Consider the following 19,260-nt stretch of genomic DNA (forward strand, 5'->3'; position numbering starts at 1 on the left):
GCCCGGCACAGACTGGGTGAGGAGATACAGATGAGTTACCTGCTCGACCGCCTGCAGTTCTTCAAGAAGAAGCAAGGCGAATTCGCCGACGGCCATGGTGAGGTCTCCAACGAGAGCCGCGCCTGGGAAGGCGCCTATCGTCAGCGCTGGCAGCACGACAAGATCGTGCGCTCCACTCACGGGGTGAACTGCACGGGCTCGTGCTCGTGGAAGATCTACGTGAAGAACGGCCTGATCACCTGGGAGACCCAGCAGACCGACTACCCGCGTACCCGCGCCGACCTGCCGAACCATGAGCCGCGCGGCTGCCCGCGTGGCGCCAGCTACTCCTGGTACATCTACAGCGCCAACCGCCTGAAGTATCCGAAGGTGCGCAAGCCGCTGCTCAAGCTGTGGCGCGAAGCCCGTGCGGTGCACAAGGACCCGGTCAATGCCTGGGCCAGCATCGTCGAGGACAAGGCCAAGGCGCACAGCTACAAGAGCGAGCGCGGCCTGGGCGGCTTCATTCGCTCCAGCTGGGACGAAGTGACCGACATCATCGCCGCCGCCAACGTCTACACCGCCAAGACCTACGGCCCCGACCGGGTGATCGGCTTCTCGCCGATCCCGGCCATGTCCATGGTCAGCTACGCGGCCGGCGCCCGTTACCTGTCGCTGATCGGCGGCGTGTGCCTGTCGTTCTACGACTGGTACTGCGACCTGCCGCCCGCCAGCCCGCAGATCTGGGGCGAGCAGACCGACGTGCCGGAATCGGCCGACTGGTACAACTCCAGCTACATCATCGCCTGGGGCTCCAACGTCCCGCAGACCCGTACCCCGGACGCGCACTTCTTCACCGAAGTCCGCTACAAGGGCACCAAGACCGTCTCCATCACCCCGGACTACTCCGAGGTGGCCAAGCTCACCGACCTCTGGCTGAACCCCAAGCAGGGCACCGACGCCGCGCTGGGCATGGCCTTCGGTCACGTGATCCTCAAGGAATTCCACCTCGACAAGCCGAGCGCCTACTTCGTCGACTACTGCCGCCAGTACACCGACATGCCGATGCTGGTGCTGCTCGAACCGCACGCCGGCGGCGTCTACAAGCCGACCCGCTACCTGCGCGCCGCCGACCTCGCCGACAACCTCGGCCAGGACAACAACCCCGAGTGGAAGACCATCGGCCTGGACGAAACCAGTGGCCAACTGGTCTCGCCGACCGGCGCCATCGGCTATCGCTGGGGCGAGTCGGGCAAGTGGAACATCGCCGAACTGGAAGGCGGCGAGGGCCGCGAGACCCGTCTCAAGCTGTCGCTGATCGACGGCCCGGCGAACGCCTGCGACGTCGGCTTCCCGTACTTCGCCGGCCAGGAACACCCGCACTTCAAGGGTGTGGCCAACGACGAGATCCTCGTCCGCCGCGTACCGTTCCGCGAGATCATCGGCGCCGACGGCAAGCAGCTGCGCGTAGCCACCGTCTACGACCTGCAGATGGCCAACTACAGCGTCGACCGCGGTCTTGGTGGCGCCAACGTGGCGACTTCCTTCAACGATCCGGATACCCCCTACACCCCGGCCTGGCAGGAGCGCATCACCGGCGTACCGGCGGCCCGCGCGATCCAGGTCGCCCGTGAGTTCGCCGACAGCGCGCACAAGACCCAGGGCAAGGCCATGGTGATCATCGGCGCGGCGATGAACCACTGGTACCACATGGACATGAACTACCGCGCCGTCATCAACATGCTGATGATGTGCGGCTGCATCGGCCAGAGCGGTGGTGGCTGGGCGCACTACGTCGGCCAGGAAAAACTCCGTCCGCAGACCGGCTGGGCTCCGCTGGCCTTCGGCCTGGACTGGAGCCGTCCGCCACGGCAGATGAACGGCACCAGCTTCTTCTACCTGCACAGCTCGCAGTGGCGGCATGAAAAGCTGTCGATGCACGAAGTGCTGTCGCCGCTGGCCGACGCCAGCAAGTTCCCCGAACACTCACTGGACTACAACATCCGCGCCGAACGCATGGGCTGGCTGCCGTCCGCGCCGCAACTTGACCGCAACCCGCTGCGCATCGCCGCCGATGCCGAGAAGGCCGGCTTGCCGGTGCAGGACTACGTGGTGCGCGAACTCAAGGCCGGCAACCTGCGCTTCGCCAGCGAAGCGCCGGACGATCCGAAGAACTTCCCGCGCAACATGTTCATCTGGCGTTCCAACCTGCTCGGTTCCTCGGGCAAGGGCCACGAGTACATGCTCAAGTACCTGCTCGGGGCGAAGAACGGCGTGATGAACGAGGACCTCGGCAAGGTCGGCGGACCCTGCCCGGGCGAAGTGGACTGGGTCGACCAGGGCGCCGAAGGCAAGCTCGATCTGGTCACTACCCTGGACTTCCGCATGTCCTCCACCTGCATGTATTCGGACATCGTCCTGCCGACCGCGACCTGGTACGAGAAGGACGACCTCAACACCTCCGACATGCACCCGTTCATCCACCCGCTGTCGGCGGCCACCGACCCGGCCTGGGAAGCCAAGAGCGACTGGGAAATCTACAAGGCCATCGCCAAGAAATTCTCCCAGGTTTCCGTCGGCCACCTCGGCGTGGAGAAGGACCTGGTCACCGTGCCGCTGCTGCACGACACCCCCACCGAACTGGCCCAGCCATTCGGCGGCAGCGACTGGAAGAAAGGCGAGTGCGAGGCGGTTCCGGGCAAGACGATGCCGACCCTGCACGTGGTCGAGCGCGACTACCCGAACACCTTCAAGAAGTTCACCTCCCTCGGCCCGCTGCTGGAGAAAGTCGGCAACGGCGGCAAGGGCATCGGCTGGAACACCGAGAAGGAAGTGAAACTGGTCGGCGATCTCAACCATCGCGTCACCGAGCCGGGCGTCAGCCAGGGCCAGCCGCGCATCGAGAGCGCCATCGACGCCGCCGAGGTGATCCTCGCCCTGGCGCCGGAAACCAACGGCCAGGTAGCGGTGAAGGCGTGGAACGCGCTGGCGAAGATCACCGGCCGCGAGCACGAGCACCTGGCGCTGCCGAAGGAAGAGGAGAAGATCCGCTTCCGCGACGTACAGGCGCAGCCGCGCAAGATCATCTCCAGCCCGACCTGGTCCGGCCTGGAAGACGAGCACGTCAGCTACAACGCCGGCTACACCAACGTTCACGAAATGATCCCGTGGCGCACCATCACCGGTCGCCAGCAGTTCTACCAGGATCACCCGTGGATGCAGGCCTTCGGCGAAGGCTTCGTCAGCTACCGTCCGCCGGTCAACACCCGCACCACCGACAAGCTGCTGAACCACAAGCCGAACGGCAACAAGGAGATCGTCCTCAACTGGATCACCCCGCACCAGAAGTGGGGCATCCACTCCACCTACAGCGACAACCTGATCATGCTCACCCTGTCGCGCGGCGGGCCGATCATCTGGATCAGCGAGAACGACGCCGCGAAGGTTGGAATCGTCGATAACGACTGGGTCGAAGTGTTCAACGCCAACGGTGCCGCCACCTGCCGTGCAGTGGTCAGCCAGCGCGTGAAGGATGGGATGGTGCTGATGTACCACGCCCAGGAACGCATCGTGAACGTGCCCGGCAGCGAGACCACCAAGACTCGCGGCGGCCACCACAACTCGGTCACCCGCGTGGTGCTCAAGCCGACCCACATGATCGGCGGCTACGCCCAGCAGGCCTGGGGCTTCAACTACTACGGCACCGTGGGTTGCAACCGCGACGAGTTCGTCGTGGTGCGCAAGATGGCCAAGGTCGACTGGCTCGACGAGCCGGAACACGGCGGCCTTGGTGGCGACGCCCTGCCGCAACCGCTGCCCCAGGATATTTGAGGAGATACGCCATGAAAATTCGTTCGCAAGTCGGCATGGTGCTGAACCTCGACAAATGCATCGGCTGCCATACCTGCTCGATCACCTGCAAGAACGTCTGGACCAGCCGCGAAGGCATGGAATACGCCTGGTTCAACAACGTCGAAACCAAGCCCGGCATCGGTTATCCGAAGGAGTGGGAGAACCAGGAGAAGTGGAAGGGCGGCTGGAAGCGCAATAGCGACGGCTCCATCACCCCGCGCATCGGCGGCAAGTTCCGCGTGCTGGCGAACATCTTCGCCAACCCGGACCTGCCGGAGATCGACGATTACTACGAACCGTTCGACTTCGACTACCAGCATCTGCACACCGCGCCGAAATCCGCGCACCAGCCCACCGCGCGGCCGCGCTCGCTGGTTTCCGGCAAGCGCATGCAGAAAATCGAATGGGGTCCGAACTGGGAGGAAATCCTCGGCACCGAGTTCGCCAAGCGGCGCAAGGACAAGAACTTCGACAAGGTCCAGGCGGACATCTACGGTGAGTACGAAAACACCTTCATGATGTACCTGCCGCGCCTCTGCGAGCACTGCCTGAACCCGGCGTGCGTGGCGTCCTGCCCGAGCGGCGCGATCTACAAGCGCGAAGAGGATGGCATCGTCCTGATCGACCAGGACAAGTGCCGCGGCTGGCGGATGTGCATCTCCGGCTGCCCGTACAAGAAGATCTACTTCAACTGGAAGAGCGGCAAATCCGAGAAGTGCATCTTCTGCTACCCGCGCATCGAGGCCGGCCAGCCGACCGTCTGCTCGGAAACCTGCGTGGGCCGCATCCGCTACCTCGGCGTGCTGCTGTACGACGCCGACCGCATCCATGAAGTGGCGAGCTGTGAGAACGAGCGCGACCTGTACAAGAAACAGCTGGAAATCTTCCTCGACCCGTTCGACCCGAAAGTCATCGCCCAGGCGCGCAAGGACGGCGTACCGGACAGCGTGATCGACGCGGCGCAGAAGTCGCCGGTGTACAAGCTGGCGATGGACTGGCAACTGGCCCTGCCGCTGCACCCGGAATACCGCACGCTGCCGATGGTGTGGTACGTGCCGCCGCTGTCGCCGATCCAGAACGCCGCCGCCGAAGGCCATATCGGCAGCGACGGGGTGATCCCGGACGTCGAATCGCTGCGCATCCCTGTGCAGTACCTGGCCAACCTGCTCACCGCCGGCGATACCAAGCCGGTGCTGCTGGCGCTCAAGCGCCTGCTGGCGATGCGCGCCTACAAGCGCGCCGAGCATGTGGAAGGCAAGCAGGACCTGGAGGTGCTGGCGAAGGTCGGCCTCAGCGTGAACCAGGTGGAAGAGATGTATCGCTACCTGGCCATCGCCAACTACGAGGACCGTTTCGTCATCCCCACCGCGCACCGCGAAGAGGCGCTGTCGGATGCCTTCGCCGAGCGTTCCGGCTGCGGCTTCAGCTTCGGCAACGGCTGCTCCAGCAACTCGGGGGTCAACCTGTTCGGCGGCAAGGCGGTGGACAAGCGCAACGTCATCCAGACCGTGCAGATCCAGGAGTGAAGGCCATGACCGATCACAGCCAACTGCTGAAACTCGCGGCCCTGCTGCTCGACTATCCGCGCGCCGAAGTGCGCGAGGAAAGCCTGGCGCTGCACGGCCTGATCCGCATGGCCACCTTGCCGGAAGCCCTGCGCGATGGCCTGGCGGAGCTGCTCAACGAGCTCTGCCAGGGCGACCTGATGGATGTCGAGGCGCGCTACGACGGTCTGTTCGAACGCGGCCGGGCCGTTTCGCTGCTGCTGTTCGAGCACGTTCACGGCGAAAGCCGTGACCGTGGCCAGGCGATGGTCGACCTGCTCGACCGCTACAACCAGATCGGCCTGGAAATCGACGTGGCGGAGCTGCCGGACTACCTGCCGCTGTACCTCGAATACCTCTCGCTGCTGGCGCCCGAGGATGCCCGCAGCGGGCTGGCCGAGGTGGCGCACATCCTCGCCCTGCTGGCCGTGCGCCTGGAGGAGCGTGGCAGCGCCTATGCGGCGGTATTCCAGACCCTGATCGAACTGTCCGGCGAGCGTCCGGACCTCTCGGCCCTGCGCCGCGACCGACAGCAGGAACAGCGCGACGACAGCCTGGAAGCCATCGACAAGGCCTGGGAGGAAACCCCGGTGAGCTTCACCGATCCGGCTGGAGGCTGCCCCTCGGCGAGCGGTCGCCGCCCCTCGCAGTCCGCCGAACAACCCTTGCAGTGGGTCGCCCAACCGGTGCCTCAAGTGCAGTACCGCAACGCGACCCAAGGAGCCTGATCATGTCGTTCAATACACTGATGTTCGGGGTTTACCCCTATGTCGCGCTGCTGATCTGCCTGGTCGGCAGCTGGGCGCGCTTCGACCTGGCGCAATACACCTGGAAGGCCGGCTCCAGCCAGATGCTGAGCAAGAAGGGCATGCGGGTCTACAGCAACCTGTTCCACATCGGCGTGCTGTTCATCCTCGCCGGCCACTTCGTCGGCCTGCTGACCCCGCATTCGGTCTACGAGCACTTCATCAGCACCGAGCAGAAGCAACTGCTGGCGATGGTCTCCGGCGGCTTCTTCGGCGTGCTCTGCTTCATCGGCATGACTGGGCTGATCCTGCGCCGTCTCACCGACGCACGGGTACGCGCCACCGGCAATGCCTCTGACCTGATGATCCTGCTGGTGCTCTATGTCCAGCTGATCCTCGGCCTGTCGACCATCGTCGCTTCCACCCATCACATGGAGGGTTCGGTGATGGTGATGCTGGCCAACTGGGCGCAATCCATCGTCACCCTGCAGCCTTTGGCCGCCGCCGAGGCCATCGCCCCGGTCGGGCTGGTCTACAAGCTGCACGTTGCGCTGGGCCTGACCCTGTTCGTGCTGTTCCCCTTCACCCGCCTGGTGCACATCGTCAGCGCCCCGGTGTGGTACCTGGGCCGCAGCTACCAGATCGTCCGGCAGAAACGCCGCGCGGTGTGATCGCTCTTTCCCCCCCTCTCCCCTTGGGAGAGGGCAGGGGTGAGGGGAAAAATTGAGGTGAAATCATGGGCTGCTCCCACTACAGCGAACGCGTGGAAAAGGTCGAACTGCCGCACCTGAAGGTGAATGGCGTGGAGATCGCCGAAGACGCGCTCGCCCGCGAACTGCAATACCACCCGGCCGCCAGCCACGGCGAAGCCTTGGCCGCCGCTTGCCGCGCGCTGATCGTACGGCAACTGCTGCTGCAACGCGCCGAGGCGCTGGGCCTGGTCGCTCTCTGCGAGGAAGGCGAGGCTGAGGAAGAGGCGCTGATCCGCCAACTGCTGGAGCGCGAAGTCGTCGTTCCGCAGGCCGACGAAGCAAGCTGCCGGACCTGGTTCGAGGCCAATCCCGGGCGCCTGATCGGCCCCTGGCGGATGAGCCTGCGCCATGTGCTGCTGGCCTGCGCGCCGGACGATCTGGATAGCCGCGCGCAACTGCGGGAAACCGCCGAGGCGCTGATCGTCGAGCTGCGCGAACATCCGCAGCGTTTCGCCGAGAAAGCCATGCGCTTCTCCGACTGCCCGTCCCGCGACGACGGTGGCGAGCTGGGCTGGATCGAGCCGGGACAGACCGTCGCGGAATTCGAGAAACGCCTGCTGCGGCGTGAGCCGGGTCTGCTGGAAATGCCACTGGAGAGCCGTTACGGCCTGCATGTGGTGGAGCTGCTGGAGCGCGAAGGCGGCGAGCCGCTGAGCTACGAAGAAGCTCGCCCACAGATTGCCATGCATTTGCAGACGCAGGTTCTGCAGCGGGCGATCGGCCAGTACATCGGCGTGCTGGCGGGGGAGGCGGAGATCGAGGGGTTCGAGTTTGCCGGGGCGGATAGCCCGCTGGTGCAGTGACCTCTTGCCCTCACCCCAGCCCTCTCCCGTAGGGATAAGGGGCACCTCGGAGTGAGGGATAAACACTGTAGTCTCCTTCCTCTCCACACAGTCCCCTCTCCCTCTGGGAGAGGGCTAGGGTGAGGGGGCTCTATGCATCCAGGCAGCACCAACAAACCGGAGCAATCCAGCATGTCCGAATGGATCGACGGCTGCGGCCGCCAAGTCGACTATCTGCGCCTGTCAGTGACCGACCGCTGCGATTTCCGCTGCGTCTACTGCATGGCGGAGGACATGCGCTTCCTGCCGCGCCAGCAGGTTCTGACCCTGGAAGAAATCGAACGGGTGGCGCGCATCTTCGTCGCCCGCGGCGTGCGCAAGCTGCGCCTGACCGGCGGCGAGCCGCTGGTGCGTCCCGGTATCGTCGGTCTCTGCGAACGCCTGGCAGCGCTGCCCGGGCTGCGCGAGCTGTGCATGACCAGCAACGGCTCGCAACTGGTACGCCATGCCCGCGCCTTGCACGATGCCGGGCTGAAGCGGCTGAACATCAGCCTGGACACCCTCGATCCGGAACGCTTTCGCGCGATCACCCGCACTGGCGAGCTGCGCCAGGTGCTGGCCGGCATCGACGCCGCCCAGGCTGCCGGTTTCAGCGGGATCAAGCTGAATGCCGTGGTGATGAAGGGACGCAATGCCGATGAAGTTCCGGCGCTGGTGGATTTCGCCATCCAGCGTGGCCTGGACATCAGCTTCATCGAGGAAATGCCGCTGGGACAGGTGGGGCGCGAGCGTGAGGAGAGTTTCTGCTCCAGCGACGAAGTCCGCGCACTGATCGCCGAGCGGCATGCGCTGATCGACAGCGCCGAGCACAGCGGCGGCCCGGCGCGTTATGTGCGCCTGGCGGAACATCCGAACACCCGCATCGGCTTCATCTCGCCGCATTCGCACAACTTCTGCTCGACCTGCAACCGCCTGCGGCTGACCGCCGAAGGCCGTCTGCTGCTTTGCCTCGGTCACGAGAACTCGCTGGACATGCGCGGCCTGCTGCGCCGCCATCCGACCAGCGACGAGCCGGTGATCGAAGCGATTCGCGCCGCCCTGCAACGCAAACCCGCACGTCACGAATTCGCCGCTGGCGGCGAGGTGCAGGTGCTGCGCTTCATGAACATGAGCGGCGGCTGAGCGCATTCTCCCCGTAGGCGCAACTGTCTTGCACGGCCGCGAGGCTACCCCCTCACCCTAACCCTCTCCCTCGAGGGAGAGGGGACTGTTGCCGGTTGGCACGGCATTCATCCCGACGCCAATCTGCCCCCTCTCCCTCTGGGAGAGGGTTGGGGTGAGGGAGCCGGCAACGCAACAGCATCGTCGTAGGGCCATGCCCGCGAAACAATGGTGTCGCTGGATTTCGCGGGCATGGCCCGCTCCTACGGGTATCTGGTAATCGCCGTGATTTCTGGTGGGGCTCACCCGCCTTTCCACTACCCCAGAAAAGAGAAAGCCCCCGCGGCATGAGCATTTCGCGGGGGCTTTAGGCGAAATCTTTGCCCTAGCCGTGGTTGGTTGCCAATGGAAATCACAAATCATGGGTTGAGACTACCGATATCGCTTCCTCCGTTTCGTCAGGTGTTGGACAGCAGCATACGGAGTGGCGGCGGGGCGGGGCATTCCCCGGAAGGGGTAGAGGCACAGCGCGAATGGGACGGGACCGCAATACCGCTCCTGCCAAGCCGGCCAGGAGCGGTGGGGCGAGCGTCAGCGGCGCAGGGCCGGCAGGTATTCCAGCAGGCTTTCCGGCAGCCGTGAGCGCAGGGAGCCGGTCAACTGGTCGCGGCGTTTCTGGTAGGCGATGCCGAGGGCGATCACGCCCAGGCCGATCAGGGTCAGGACTATCGGGAACAGCAGCGAATCCTCGAACACCTCGGAAGCCAGATAGCCCAGGTACCCGGCCACCCCGAGCGCACCGAAGACCATGAACAGCGGCCGGCGCAGCAGCACGGCGATGCCCATCAGGCCGAGGTTGATCAGGCAGTAGATTGCCTTGCCCCACTCGCTGCCGCTGTCCATCAGGCTCAGCCCACCCCAGAACGCCAGCAGCCCGGCGAAGTAGCCCCAGAAGGCGAAATCCCGGCGGCTGCGGCCGTCCACCAGCAGGCTTGCCAGTAGCAGCACCAGGCCGAACCACAGCGACACCCAGCGCCGCTGTTCCCAGCTGAACGGGCTGCCGTAGGCCAGCTCGGTGAGGTCCATGGACATGAACCACAGCGCCACCGCCATCGGCATGACGATGAACGGGAAGGGCAGCAGGCGCAGCATCAGCAGGCCGGCAATCACCGTGGCGATCTCCATCGCCAGCCAGCCGCCCTGCACATAGCGGTAGTAGTCGTTGTAGTCGCCCTGGCTGTCGCCCAGCAGCCACAGTCCGGTCAGTCGCTGGATGGCGAACACCGCCAGCGGCGTCAGGCTCACCGCCACGGCGCCGAGCAGACCGCCGGGAATCTGCAGGTCGCGCTTCCACAGGCTGATGCCGGTGAGGGTGAACAGGCCCATGTAGAGCAGCGCAATCGCCAGCAGGGCGACGTCGCCGATCTTCATCCAGGCTTCAGTGAGCAGCCAGCCCATCGCGCCCATGATCAGCAGGGCGCCGAAGTAGTAGGCGATGTGCGCGAGCTGGAAGCTGGCACGGGTTTCCGGCTGCTGGCAGAGGAATTCCAGCAGGCGCTGGTCCTGGCCGGGTTGCAGGATGCCGGCGCTGACGGCGCGGGCGAGGTCCTGGGCGTCGAACTTGAGTGACATGGCGGGGCTCCTTTCCCGATGGTGTTCGGTGGGGAGTGTACGCCTGAGATCAATGCTGGGTTGCTTTTCGTAGGAGCCAGCTTGCTGGCGATCCCGGAGTCACCGACAAGCACAGAGCGGCCTATTGGCTCGAATGATCGCCAGCAAGCTGGCTCCTACAAGGGGGCGGAGGCAGGTGGCGGAGGGGGAGGTGGGCAACAAAAAAGGCGAAGCCACCGGGCTTCGCCTTTCTTCATTACCGATCAGCTCAGTGCTGCTTGCGCGGCACCGGCTTGAGCAGTTCGGTCGGCGGCGTTTCGCAATTGATCTTGCGGCCGAGCAGCTCTTCGATCGGCGGCAGGGCGAAGGCGTCGTCCTCGCCGGCGAAGCTGATCGAGGTGCCGGTGGTGCCGGCGCGGCCGGTACGGCCGATGCGGTGCACGTAGTCGTCCGGATCTTCCGGCAGGGTGAAGTTGATCACGTGGCTGATGGCTTCGACGTGGATGCCGCGACCGGCGACGTCGGTGGCGACCAGCACGCGGATCTTGCCTTCGCGGAAGCCTTCCAGGACCTTGATGCGCTTGTGCTGCGGCACGTCGCCGGACATCTGCGCGGCGCTGATGCCGTCCTTGGTCAGGCGTTCCTCGATGCGGCGGACTTCGTCCTTGCGGTTGGCGAAGACCATCACGCGGGTCCAGTCGTTCTGCGCGATCAGGTTGTACAGCAGCTTGTACTTGTCGCTGCCGGCCACGGCGTAGACGTGCTGCTCGACGGTATCGCTGGCGACGTTCTCCGGTTCGATCTCGACGATGGCCGGTTCGACGGTCCACTGCTGGGCGAGGTTCATCACGTCGCTGGTGAAGGTCGCGGAGAACAGCAGGGTCTGGCGCTCGCCCTTGTACGGGGTCTGGCGGATGATCTGGCGGACCTGCGGGATGAAGCCCATGTCGAGCATGCGGTCGGCTTCGTCGAGGACCATCACCTCGACCATGTCCAGGTGCACCTCGCCGCGCTGGTTGAAGTCCAGCAGACGGCCGGGGGTGGCGACCAGGATGTCGCAGAAGCGCGATTCGAGGGTGCGCAGCTGCTTGTCGAAGTCCATGCCGCCGACGAAGCTCATCACGTTCAGCCCGGTGTACTTGGCCAGGCCAACGGCGTCCTTGGCGATCTGTACCACCAGCTCGCGGGTCGGCGCGATGATCAGCGCGCGGGGCTCGCCCATGTAGCGCTCTTTCGGCGGCGGGGTCTGCAGCAGCTGGGTGATGATCGAGATGAGGAACGCGGCGGTCTTGCCGGTGCCGGTCTGGGCACGGCCGATGGCGTCCTGGCCCTTGAGGGTATAGCCGAGCACCTGCGCCTGGATCGGCGTGCAGTAGGGGAAGCCGAGGTCGTGGATGGCGTGCATCAGCCGCGGGTCGAGCTTGAAGTCGTGGAAGCGGGTCTTGCCTTCCTGCGGTTCGACGACGAAGTCTTCCAGCTTCCAGTTATCCACAACCGGGGCCTTCGGCGTACGTTCGCGGCGCGGCTTGTCGCTGCGCGGTTTGTCGCCGGTCTTGTCGGCGGATTTCTCGGCGCGGGGCTTGGCGGCCTTGGGCGGGCGCGGAGCCTTTTCGGCGGTTTCGCCTTCCGGGCGGGGGTTGCGCGGCTTGCGCTGGCGTTTCTCGCCGCTGTCGGCGGCAGGTTCGGTGGCGGGGGCGGAGGCTGCGGGAGTGGCAGCAGGCTGCTCGCCTTCGCCCTTGCGGAAGATTTTCTTGAGTGCTTTGAGCACGGTGATCTCGTGTTGGTCAAGGAATGAACGGCCGCCAGTGTAAAGCATGTTGCCAGCGGGGAGAAATCCGTGGTTGGCAACCAGGGACAATAAATGATGGAAAAGTCAACGCCGGATGAGGACTTTTCCTTATCCAGACGCTATCCAGGCGCTGGGCGCACTCAGCCGCAGAGGCAGTTGCGGCCTTTCTGCTTGGCCTGGTACAGCGCGCAGTCGGCCCGCAGGATCAGGCTGGACAGGCTTTCGCTTTCGCACATCTGCGCGACGCCCAGGGATACCGTGACTCCGGGCAGCACGCCCACCGGCGAATAGAAGGAACGCACCTGTTCGAGGCTCAGGCGCAGCCGGTCGCCGATGCTGCGCGCTTCGTCGATGGCGATTTCTGGCAGGAGGATGACGAACTCCTCGCCGCCGAAGCGCGCCATGCTGTCCTTGGGCCGCAACTGGTTGCGCAGGGTGTGGGCGACCAGGCACAGGGCGTAGTCGCCGGCCAGGTGACCGTGGCGGTCGTTGTAGTCCTTGAAATGGTCGACATCCAGCATGAGCATGCTCATCGGCTGCTTGTTGAACAGGCAGCGGGACTTCTCCCGGTCGTAGATGTGCTCCAGCCAGCGGCGGTTGAACAGCCCGGTAAGGGTGTCGATGTTGGCGTTCTGCTCGGTATCGAGAATGATCCGGTTGCCCTGGCGGACCCGCTGGCAGAGCAGCTCCAGCAGGTTCTGCATGAATTCCGGGGATTTCTGCACCAGCCCCATCAGCGAGTCGCGGTGCAGACGCAGCACCAGGCTGGGCTCGCTCGCCACCACGTAGGCGGAGGGGAAATTGCTGTCGACGAAACTGATTTCCCCGGCGCATTCGCCCGGTTCGATGACGCTGACCGGATGGTTGTCCAGCGAGCCGAGGAACACTTCGAGCCGGCCCTGCAGCACCATATAGAGGAAATGATTGCGGCTAAACGGCGAGAGCACGACCTCGCCGCTATCCAGTTCGCAGGCGCAAAAATCCTTCAGAAGCTGTTCCAGGCTGGCCGAGGCCACGTTCTTGAACAGTCCGAGATGATGGAGCTGCTGGATGCCCTCGAGCCACTGAGCCGTTTTCATGACGCAGAGACGAGGAACAGTCTGTCGTATCCGTGCATGTGCACGACTGACTCTCCCTGTAGTCCGATTTGCACACTGAAACCTGAGTATTAACCACTTTTGAATGCTGGCAATTCGCAGGCACAACCGCCCGACCGGCGGTCGGAAGGGCGGTATTACGGGGCTTTCAGGACCCGGGAAGGGTAGCTAAACGTCGGGACTATCGCAGGCATGACCCGCCTGCGGGCTGCAATACCCACCGTAGGTTGGCGCTGAGCAACGCGAAGCCCAACATCGCCATCGTTGGGCTTCACTGCGTTCAGCACCAACCTACGCACTTGGGCCCGTCCCCGGCAAAAGCCAGGATCACAGCCGCTCCTGCAGCCAGAAACCGATGTCCTCGATTTCCTCGATGACCACCTCGTGGCTCATCGTGTATTCGCGCCATTGCACCGGCACGCCCTGGGCGGCGAGGAAGTCGTGGGCGGTGCGGCCAAGGGTGGGGGCGACCACGTCGTCGTTGCGGCCGTGCAGGCAGAGCACCGGCAGCTTCCGGCGTTCCTCGGACAGTTGCAGCCCGGCGTCGAAGGTCGGGGCGTAGGTGGAGAGCGCCAGCACGCCGCCCAGTTCGCCTTCCCAGCGGCGGAAGGCGGTATGCAGGACCACCGCGCCACCCTGGGAGAAGCCGGCGAGGATGATCCGTCGGGCCGCGATGCCGTGGGCGATCTGGCTTTCCATCAGGGCGATGACGGTGTCCGCCGATTCCTCCAGCTGGGCGCTGTCGATGGCGCGCGCCGGCTGCATGGCGAGGATGTCGTACCAGCTTGGCGCCGGCATGCCGTTGAAGACTGTTACCGGGCGTGTCGGCGCCTGCGGCAGGATGAAGCGCGTGCGGGTGAGGGTGCGCTGCAGCATCTGTGCTACCGGCTGGAAGTCGTAACGGTCGGCACCCAGGCCGTGCAACCAGATGACGCACGCGTCGGCAGGTTGGCTAGGCTCAAGGATCAGGGGTTGGCTCATGGCGGCTCCAGAAATGGGCATGCGCTCCGTGTGGGGGCACAGGCAATGGGTAGGGAAGGGCGCTGTTCGCAAGCGGATGTCGCATCGTCGAAAGTCCCGGGCTTGACACGCCCGTGTTGCGCTTCGATTCGCCGGTCTGGTACGGCCCTTGCTATCACAGGCTCCAGGCTGAGGCGCCCCGCTTCCGGGTAACACTTTATCCGACCCCATCCGGAATCCGTACCGGAAGCGGGGCGCTGCAGCTCACTGAGCGTCCGCCACGTTCGACAGTGCGTGCGGACGAAGCTGGTTGCGCCGACCGGAACAATTCCGAGAGCCGACTAGACTCAGCCAGAGGTTCTCTGCTTCGTACGCGGCAAGACCTTGCCCGGACGCGCCTCACGAGGGTACGGCGGTGGAACCGGGACTCCAAACACTAAAAAGAGCAACTGGAGAAAGTCGATGAAGATGGTGAAATCCACCCTGGCAGTGCTGACCGCCGCAACCGTTCTCGGCGTCAGCGGCCTCGCTCACGCAGGCGCGACGCTGGATGCAGTGAAGAAGAAAGGCTACGTGCAGTGCGGCATCAGTGATGGCCTTCCGGGCTTCTCCTATGCCGATGCGAAGGGGCAATACAAGGGCATCGACGTGGATGTTTGCCGTGGCATCGCCGCCGCCGTGTTCGGCGACGCGAGCAAGGTCAAGTACAGCCCGCTGACCGCCAAGGAGCGCTTCACCGCGCTGCAGTCCGGCGAGATCGACGTGCTGTCGCGCAACACCACCTGGACCAGCTCGCGCGACAGTGCGATGGGGCTGAACTTCGTCGGTGTGACCTATTACGACGGCCAGGGCTTCCTGGTGAACAAGAAGCTGGGCGTCTCCAGCGCCAAGGAGCTCGACGGCGCCACCGTGTGCATCCAGGCCGGCACCACCACCGAGCTGAACCTGTCCGACTATTTCCGCGCCAACAACCTCAAGTACACCCCGATCACCTACGACACCTCCGACGAGAGCGCCAAGTCGCTGGAGTCCGGCCGTTGCGACGTGCTGACCTCCGACCAGTCGCAGCTGTATGCGCAGCGCATCAAGCTGGCCAAGCCGGATGAGTACGTGGTGCTGCCGGAAGTGATCTCCAAGGAACCGCTCGGCCCGGCCGTGCGCCAGGGTGACGAGGAGTGGTTCGATGTCGCCCGCTGGACGCTGTTCGCCATGCTCAATGCCGAGGAGATGGGCATCACCTCGAAGAACGTCGAGGAAATCGCCAAGACCACCAAGAACCCCGACATCGCCCGCCTGCTGGGCAGCGAAGGGGATTACGGCAAGGATCTGAAACTACCGAAGGACTGGGCAGTGAAGGTGATCAAGCAGGTGGGCAACTACGGTGAAATCTTCGACCGCAACGTCGGCGCCGGCAGCGATCTGAAGATCGAACGCGGCCTGAACGCCCTGTGGAACAAGGGTGGCGTGCAATACGCACCGCCGGTGCGCTGACCATCCGCGCCGGCGCCCGTGAAAGGAGCGCCGGCTACTGTTTCAGGCAAGGGACACCTTGCGCCGTCTGCGCGGCGACGCCAGTGCCGGCGGTGCAGGGCCACCGAGAGGGCTATTGATGCAAAACTCCGCCAAAGCCCAGCGCCCGTCGCGCGGATTCTCCTTCAACGATCCGCAGGTGCGCGCCTGGGCCTTCCAGGTCATCGCCGTGATCTTCGTCGTCGGCTGCGGCTGGTTCCTCTTCGATAACACCCAGACCAACCTCGCCCATCGCGGCATCCAGTCCGGCTTCGGCTTCCTCGACCACAGCGCCGGCTTCGGCATCTCCCAGCACCTGATCGACTACACCGAGGCCGATACCTACGGCCGGGTGTTCTTCGTCGGCCTGCTCAACACCCTGCTGGTGACCGTGATCGGCATCGTCTTCGCCACCGTCGTCGGTTTCATCCTCGGCGTGGCGCGCCTGTCGAAGAACTGGCTGATCCGCCTGCTGGCGACCATCTACATCGAAGTGTTCCGCAACATTCCGCCGCTGCTGCAGATCTTCTTCTGGTACTTCGCCGTGCTCGGGCCGCTGCCGGGGCCGCGGCAGAGCATCAGCTTCGGCGGGCTGTTCTTCGTCAACAACCGTGGCCTGCAGATGCCGGCGCCGGTCGCCGCCGAGGGACTCGGGCCGTTCATCGTCGCGGTGATCCTGGCCATCGCCGGCTGGGCGGTGATCTGGCGCTGGGCCAAGGCGCGGCGGCATGCCACCGGAAAGGCCTTCCCGGTGTTCCTCAGCGGCCTGGCGCTGCTGGTCCTGCTGCCGGCGCTGACCTCGACGGTCGCCGGCGCGCCGTTCCACTGGGATGTGCCGGTGCTGCAGGGCTTCAACTTCCGTGGCGGCTGGGTGGTGATTCCGGAGCTGGTGTCGCTGGTGCTGGCGCTGTCGATCTACACCGCCGCGTTCATCGGCGAAACCGTGCGCGCCGGCATCCAGGCGGTCAGCCATGGCCAGACCGAGGCGGCCAGTTCGCTCGGCCTGCATCCCGGCAAGATCCTGCGCCTGGTGATCATCCCGCAGGCGCTGCGAGTGATCATTCCGCCGCTGACCAGCCAGTACCTGAACCTGGCGAAGAACTCCTCGCTGGCCGCCGGTATCGGCTACCCGGACATGGTCTCGCTGTTCGCCGGCACGGTGCTCAACCAGACCGGCCAGGCGATCGAGACGATGGCCATCACCATGAGCGTGTACCTGGCCATCAGCATCAGCATTTCCATGTTGATGAACTGGTACAACAAGCGCATCGCGCTGACCGAGCGATAGGAGACCGAGGATGGCTACGCATACTTTCCGTCCCGACCTGCCGCCGCCGCCGATGAGCGTGGGCGTGCTCGGCTGGCTGCGCAAGAACCTGTTCTCCGGCTGGTTCAACACGCTGCTGACGCTGGTCGGCCTGTACCTGATCTGGCTGATCGTGCCGCCGATCCTGGAGTGGGCGTTCATCAAGGCCGACTGGGTCGGCACCAGCCGCGCCGACTGCTCGCGGGAGGGCGCCTGCTGGGTATTCATCGGCACGCGCTTCGGCCAGTTCATGTACGGCTTCTATCCCGAGGAGCTGCGCTGGCGCGTCGACCTCACCGTGCTGCTGGTGATCTTCGGCGCCGCGCCGCTGTTCATGAAGAGCTTCCAGTACAAGCTGAAGTACGGCATCGCCTACCTGGTGGCCCTGCCGATCGTTGCGTACTGGCTGCTGCATGGCGGCTTCCTGGGCATGGAGACCGTATCGACCAGCCAGTGGGGCGGGTTGATGCTGACCATCGTGATCGCCGCAGTGGGCATCTGCGGCGCCCTGCCGCTGGGCATCCTGCTGGCCCTCGGGCGGCGCTCGAAGATGCCGGCGATCAAGGTCATCAGCGTCACCACCATCGAGTTCTGGCGCGGCGTGCCGCTGATTACCGTGCTGTTCATGTCCTCGGTGATGCTGCCGCTGTTCCTCCCCGAGGGGATGAACCTCGACAAGCTGCTGCGGGCCATGGTGATGGTGGTGCTGTTCGAGGCCGCCTATATCGCCGAGGTGGTGCGCGGCGGCATGCAGGCGATTCCCAAGGGCCAGTACGAAGCGGCCGCCGCCATGGGCCTCGGCTACTGGCGGATGATGGGCCTGGTGATCCTGCCGCAGGCGCTGAAGCTGGTGATCCCCGGCATCGTCAACACCTTCATCGCGCTGTTCAAGGACACCAGCCTGGTGATCATCATCGGCCTGTTCGACTTCCTCAACAGCATCAAGCGCGCCACCGCGGACCCGGCCTGGCTGGGCATGTCCACCGAAGGCTACGTGTTCGCCGCGGCGGTCTACTGGATCTTCTGTTTCGGCATGTCCCGCTATTCCATGCGCATCGAGCGCAGGCTGGACACCGGTCACAAGCGTTAGGAGCATTTACGGCATGTCTGAAGCGACCAGCAAACCCGCACCCGCCATCGGCGATCACGTGATGATCGAGATGAAGGGTGTGAACAAGTGGTACGGCCAGTTCCATGTGCTCAAGGACATCAACCTGACGGTGCAGCAGGGCGAGCGCATCGTCCTCTGCGGGCCGTCGGGCTCGGGCAAGTCCACCACCATCCGCTGCATCAACCGCCTGGAGGAACACCAGCAGGGCACCATCATCGTCGACGGTACCGAGCTGACCAACGACCTCAAGCAGATCGAGGCGATCCGCAGCGAGGTCGGCATGGTGTTCCAGCACTTCAACCTGTTCCCGCACCTGACCGTGCTGCAGAACTGCATCCTCGCACCCATGTGGGTGCGCAAGATGCCCAAGCGCCAGGCCGAGGAAGTCGCCATGCATTACCTGGAGCGCGTGCGCATTCCGGAACAGGCCGGCAAGTATCCCGGACAGCTCTCCGGCGGCCAGCAGCAGCGCGTGGCGATCGCCCGCGCGCTGTGCATGAAGCCGAAGATCATGCTGTTCGACGAACCGACCTCGGCGCTCGACCCGGAAATGGTCAAGGAAGTGCTGGATACCATGATCGGCCTGGCGCAGAGCGGCATGACCATGCTCTGCGTGACCCACGAGATGGGCTTCGCCCGCACCGTGGCGAACCGGGTGATCTTCATGGACAAGGGCGAGATCGTCGAGCAGGCGCCGCCGGACCAGTTCTTCGACAACCCGCAGTCGGACCGGACCAAGCTGTTCCTCAGCCAGATTCTGCATTGAGGCGAGGCGCTGCCATGGAATATCCGACGTTGAGACTCCCTCACCCCAGCCCTCTCCCGGAGGGAGAGGGGGCAGATTGGCGTCGGGATGAATACTGTACCAACCGGCAACCACGGACAGTTCCCTCTCCCTTTGGGAGAGGGTTAGGGTGAGGGGACGTGCCACGCCAAATAGAGCGAAGTTGCACGGAACTCATCGCGGGCTTGCGGCTCCGATGTCCGGAACTGCCCCGGGATGGGCTATACGTTGATGTAGCCTGCCGTCTGACCGAAGAGAACCTGCCGTGAACCTGACC

14 protein-coding genes are annotated in these 19,260 nt (G+C 64.7%); 10 read left to right on the top strand and 4 right to left on the bottom strand.

All coding sequences use genetic code 11. From position 1 onward, the window contains the following. Window positions 1–30: 30 nt before the first annotated feature. The 6 genes from JFY56_RS13635 to moaA all read left to right on the top strand — a co-directional run bounded on the left by JFY56_RS13635 (window position 31) and on the right by moaA (window position 8,837). Window positions 31–3,810 (top strand): nitrate reductase subunit alpha, encoded by a 3,780-nt coding sequence (locus tag JFY56_RS13635; RefSeq protein WP_208314304.1) that lies wholly within the window; start codon window positions 31–33, stop codon window positions 3,808–3,810. A gap of 11 nt (window positions 3,811–3,821) precedes the next feature. Beyond that, window positions 3,822–5,357 (top strand): nitrate reductase subunit beta, encoded by a 1,536-nt coding sequence (gene narH / locus JFY56_RS13640; RefSeq protein WP_208314305.1) that lies wholly within the window; start codon window positions 3,822–3,824, stop codon window positions 5,355–5,357. 5 nt (window positions 5,358–5,362) lie between these two features. After that, window positions 5,363–6,103: a nitrate reductase molybdenum cofactor assembly chaperone gene (gene narJ / locus JFY56_RS13645; protein WP_208314306.1), complete on the top strand. Its 741-nt coding sequence runs from the start codon at window positions 5,363–5,365 to the stop codon at window positions 6,101–6,103. Window positions 6,104–6,105: 2 nt separating this feature from the next. Then, a complete protein-coding gene (narI, locus tag JFY56_RS13650; protein WP_208314307.1) occupies window positions 6,106–6,792 on the top strand; it encodes a respiratory nitrate reductase subunit gamma in 687 nt (228 codons plus the stop codon). Between the two features lie 65 nt (window positions 6,793–6,857). Further along, the gene (locus JFY56_RS13655; protein WP_208314308.1) at window positions 6,858–7,676 is read left to right on the top strand and encodes a peptidylprolyl isomerase; all 819 of its coding nucleotides are present in this window, start codon (window positions 6,858–6,860) and stop codon (window positions 7,674–7,676) included. Between the two features lie 171 nt (window positions 7,677–7,847). Continuing rightward, window positions 7,848–8,837 carry a GTP 3',8-cyclase MoaA gene (gene moaA / locus JFY56_RS13660; protein WP_208314309.1) on the top strand — a complete coding sequence of 330 codons (990 nt, stop codon included), beginning with the start codon at window positions 7,848–7,850 and terminating at the stop codon, window positions 8,835–8,837. Window positions 8,838–9,407: 570 nt separating this feature from the next. On the opposite strand, the gene JFY56_RS13665 is transcribed toward moaA, so the two are convergent. The 4 genes from JFY56_RS13665 to JFY56_RS13680 form a co-directional block, all read right to left on the bottom strand. Beyond that, a complete protein-coding gene (locus tag JFY56_RS13665) occupies window positions 9,408–10,448 on the bottom strand; it encodes a DUF2157 domain-containing protein (protein WP_208314310.1) in 1,041 nt (346 codons plus the stop codon). 247 nt (window positions 10,449–10,695) lie between these two features. Continuing rightward, window positions 10,696–12,195 carry an ATP-dependent RNA helicase RhlB gene (rhlB, locus tag JFY56_RS13670; RefSeq protein ID WP_208314311.1) on the bottom strand — a complete coding sequence of 500 codons (1,500 nt, stop codon included), beginning with the start codon at window positions 12,193–12,195 and terminating at the stop codon, window positions 10,696–10,698. 161 nt (window positions 12,196–12,356) lie between these two features. Then, entirely contained in the window at window positions 12,357–13,295 is a 939-nt protein-coding gene (locus JFY56_RS13675) for a GGDEF domain-containing protein (RefSeq protein WP_208314312.1), read from the bottom strand. A 345-nt stretch (window positions 13,296–13,640) separates the two neighbouring features. Then, window positions 13,641–14,294: an alpha/beta hydrolase gene (locus JFY56_RS13680; RefSeq protein ID WP_208314313.1), complete on the bottom strand. Its 654-nt coding sequence runs from the start codon at window positions 14,292–14,294 to the stop codon at window positions 13,641–13,643. Window positions 14,295–14,735: 441 nt separating this feature from the next. Between JFY56_RS13680 and JFY56_RS13685 the strand changes: the two genes are divergently transcribed. The 4 genes from JFY56_RS13685 to JFY56_RS13700 all read left to right on the top strand — a co-directional run bounded on the left by JFY56_RS13685 (window position 14,736) and on the right by JFY56_RS13700 (window position 18,965). Beyond that, a complete protein-coding gene (locus JFY56_RS13685) occupies window positions 14,736–15,764 on the top strand; it encodes an amino acid ABC transporter substrate-binding protein (RefSeq protein WP_208314314.1) in 1,029 nt (342 codons plus the stop codon). Between the two features lie 118 nt (window positions 15,765–15,882). Beyond that, complete coding sequence (locus JFY56_RS13690) at window positions 15,883–17,070, top strand: amino acid ABC transporter permease (protein WP_208314315.1); 1,188 nt, start codon at window positions 15,883–15,885, stop codon at window positions 17,068–17,070. A gap of 10 nt (window positions 17,071–17,080) precedes the next feature. Further along, window positions 17,081–18,178 (top strand): amino acid ABC transporter permease, encoded by a 1,098-nt coding sequence (locus tag JFY56_RS13695; RefSeq protein ID WP_208314316.1) that lies wholly within the window; start codon window positions 17,081–17,083, stop codon window positions 18,176–18,178. Window positions 18,179–18,191: 13 nt separating this feature from the next. Beyond that, entirely contained in the window at window positions 18,192–18,965 is a 774-nt protein-coding gene (locus JFY56_RS13700) for an amino acid ABC transporter ATP-binding protein (protein ID WP_208314317.1), read from the top strand. Window positions 18,966–19,260: the final 295 nt, after the last annotated feature.

Origin of the sequence: Pseudomonas schmalbachii, from assembly GCF_017589465.1 — a bacterium.
GTDB lineage: Bacteria > Pseudomonadota > Gammaproteobacteria > Pseudomonadales > Pseudomonadaceae > Pseudomonas > Pseudomonas schmalbachii.

What these genes read in the sequence shown, in the direction of transcription:
- JFY56_RS13635 (WP_208314304.1), top strand. Translation starts at nt 31, where the DNA reads ATGAGTTACCTGCTCGACCGCCTGCAGTTCTTCAAGAAGAAGCAAGGC.
- narH (WP_208314305.1), top strand. Translation starts at nt 3,822, where the DNA reads ATGAAAATTCGTTCGCAAGTCGGCATGGTGCTGAACCTCGACAAATGC.
- narJ (WP_208314306.1), top strand. Translation starts at nt 5,363, where the DNA reads ATGACCGATCACAGCCAACTGCTGAAACTCGCGGCCCTGCTGCTCGAC.
- narI (WP_208314307.1), top strand. Translation starts at nt 6,106, where the DNA reads ATGTCGTTCAATACACTGATGTTCGGGGTTTACCCCTATGTCGCGCTG.
- JFY56_RS13655 (WP_208314308.1), top strand. Translation starts at nt 6,858, where the DNA reads ATGGGCTGCTCCCACTACAGCGAACGCGTGGAAAAGGTCGAACTGCCG.
- moaA (WP_208314309.1), top strand. Translation starts at nt 7,848, where the DNA reads ATGTCCGAATGGATCGACGGCTGCGGCCGCCAAGTCGACTATCTGCGC.
- JFY56_RS13665 (WP_208314310.1), bottom strand. Translation starts at nt 10,448, where the DNA reads ATGTCACTCAAGTTCGACGCCCAGGACCTCGCCCGCGCCGTCAGCGCC.
- JFY56_RS13675 (WP_208314312.1), bottom strand. Translation starts at nt 13,295, where the DNA reads ATGAAAACGGCTCAGTGGCTCGAGGGCATCCAGCAGCTCCATCATCTC.
- JFY56_RS13680 (WP_208314313.1), bottom strand. Translation starts at nt 14,294, where the DNA reads ATGAGCCAACCCCTGATCCTTGAGCCTAGCCAACCTGCCGACGCGTGC.
- JFY56_RS13685 (WP_208314314.1), top strand. Translation starts at nt 14,736, where the DNA reads ATGAAGATGGTGAAATCCACCCTGGCAGTGCTGACCGCCGCAACCGTT.
- JFY56_RS13690 (WP_208314315.1), top strand. Translation starts at nt 15,883, where the DNA reads ATGCAAAACTCCGCCAAAGCCCAGCGCCCGTCGCGCGGATTCTCCTTC.
- JFY56_RS13695 (WP_208314316.1), top strand. Translation starts at nt 17,081, where the DNA reads ATGGCTACGCATACTTTCCGTCCCGACCTGCCGCCGCCGCCGATGAGC.
- JFY56_RS13700 (WP_208314317.1), top strand. Translation starts at nt 18,192, where the DNA reads ATGTCTGAAGCGACCAGCAAACCCGCACCCGCCATCGGCGATCACGTG.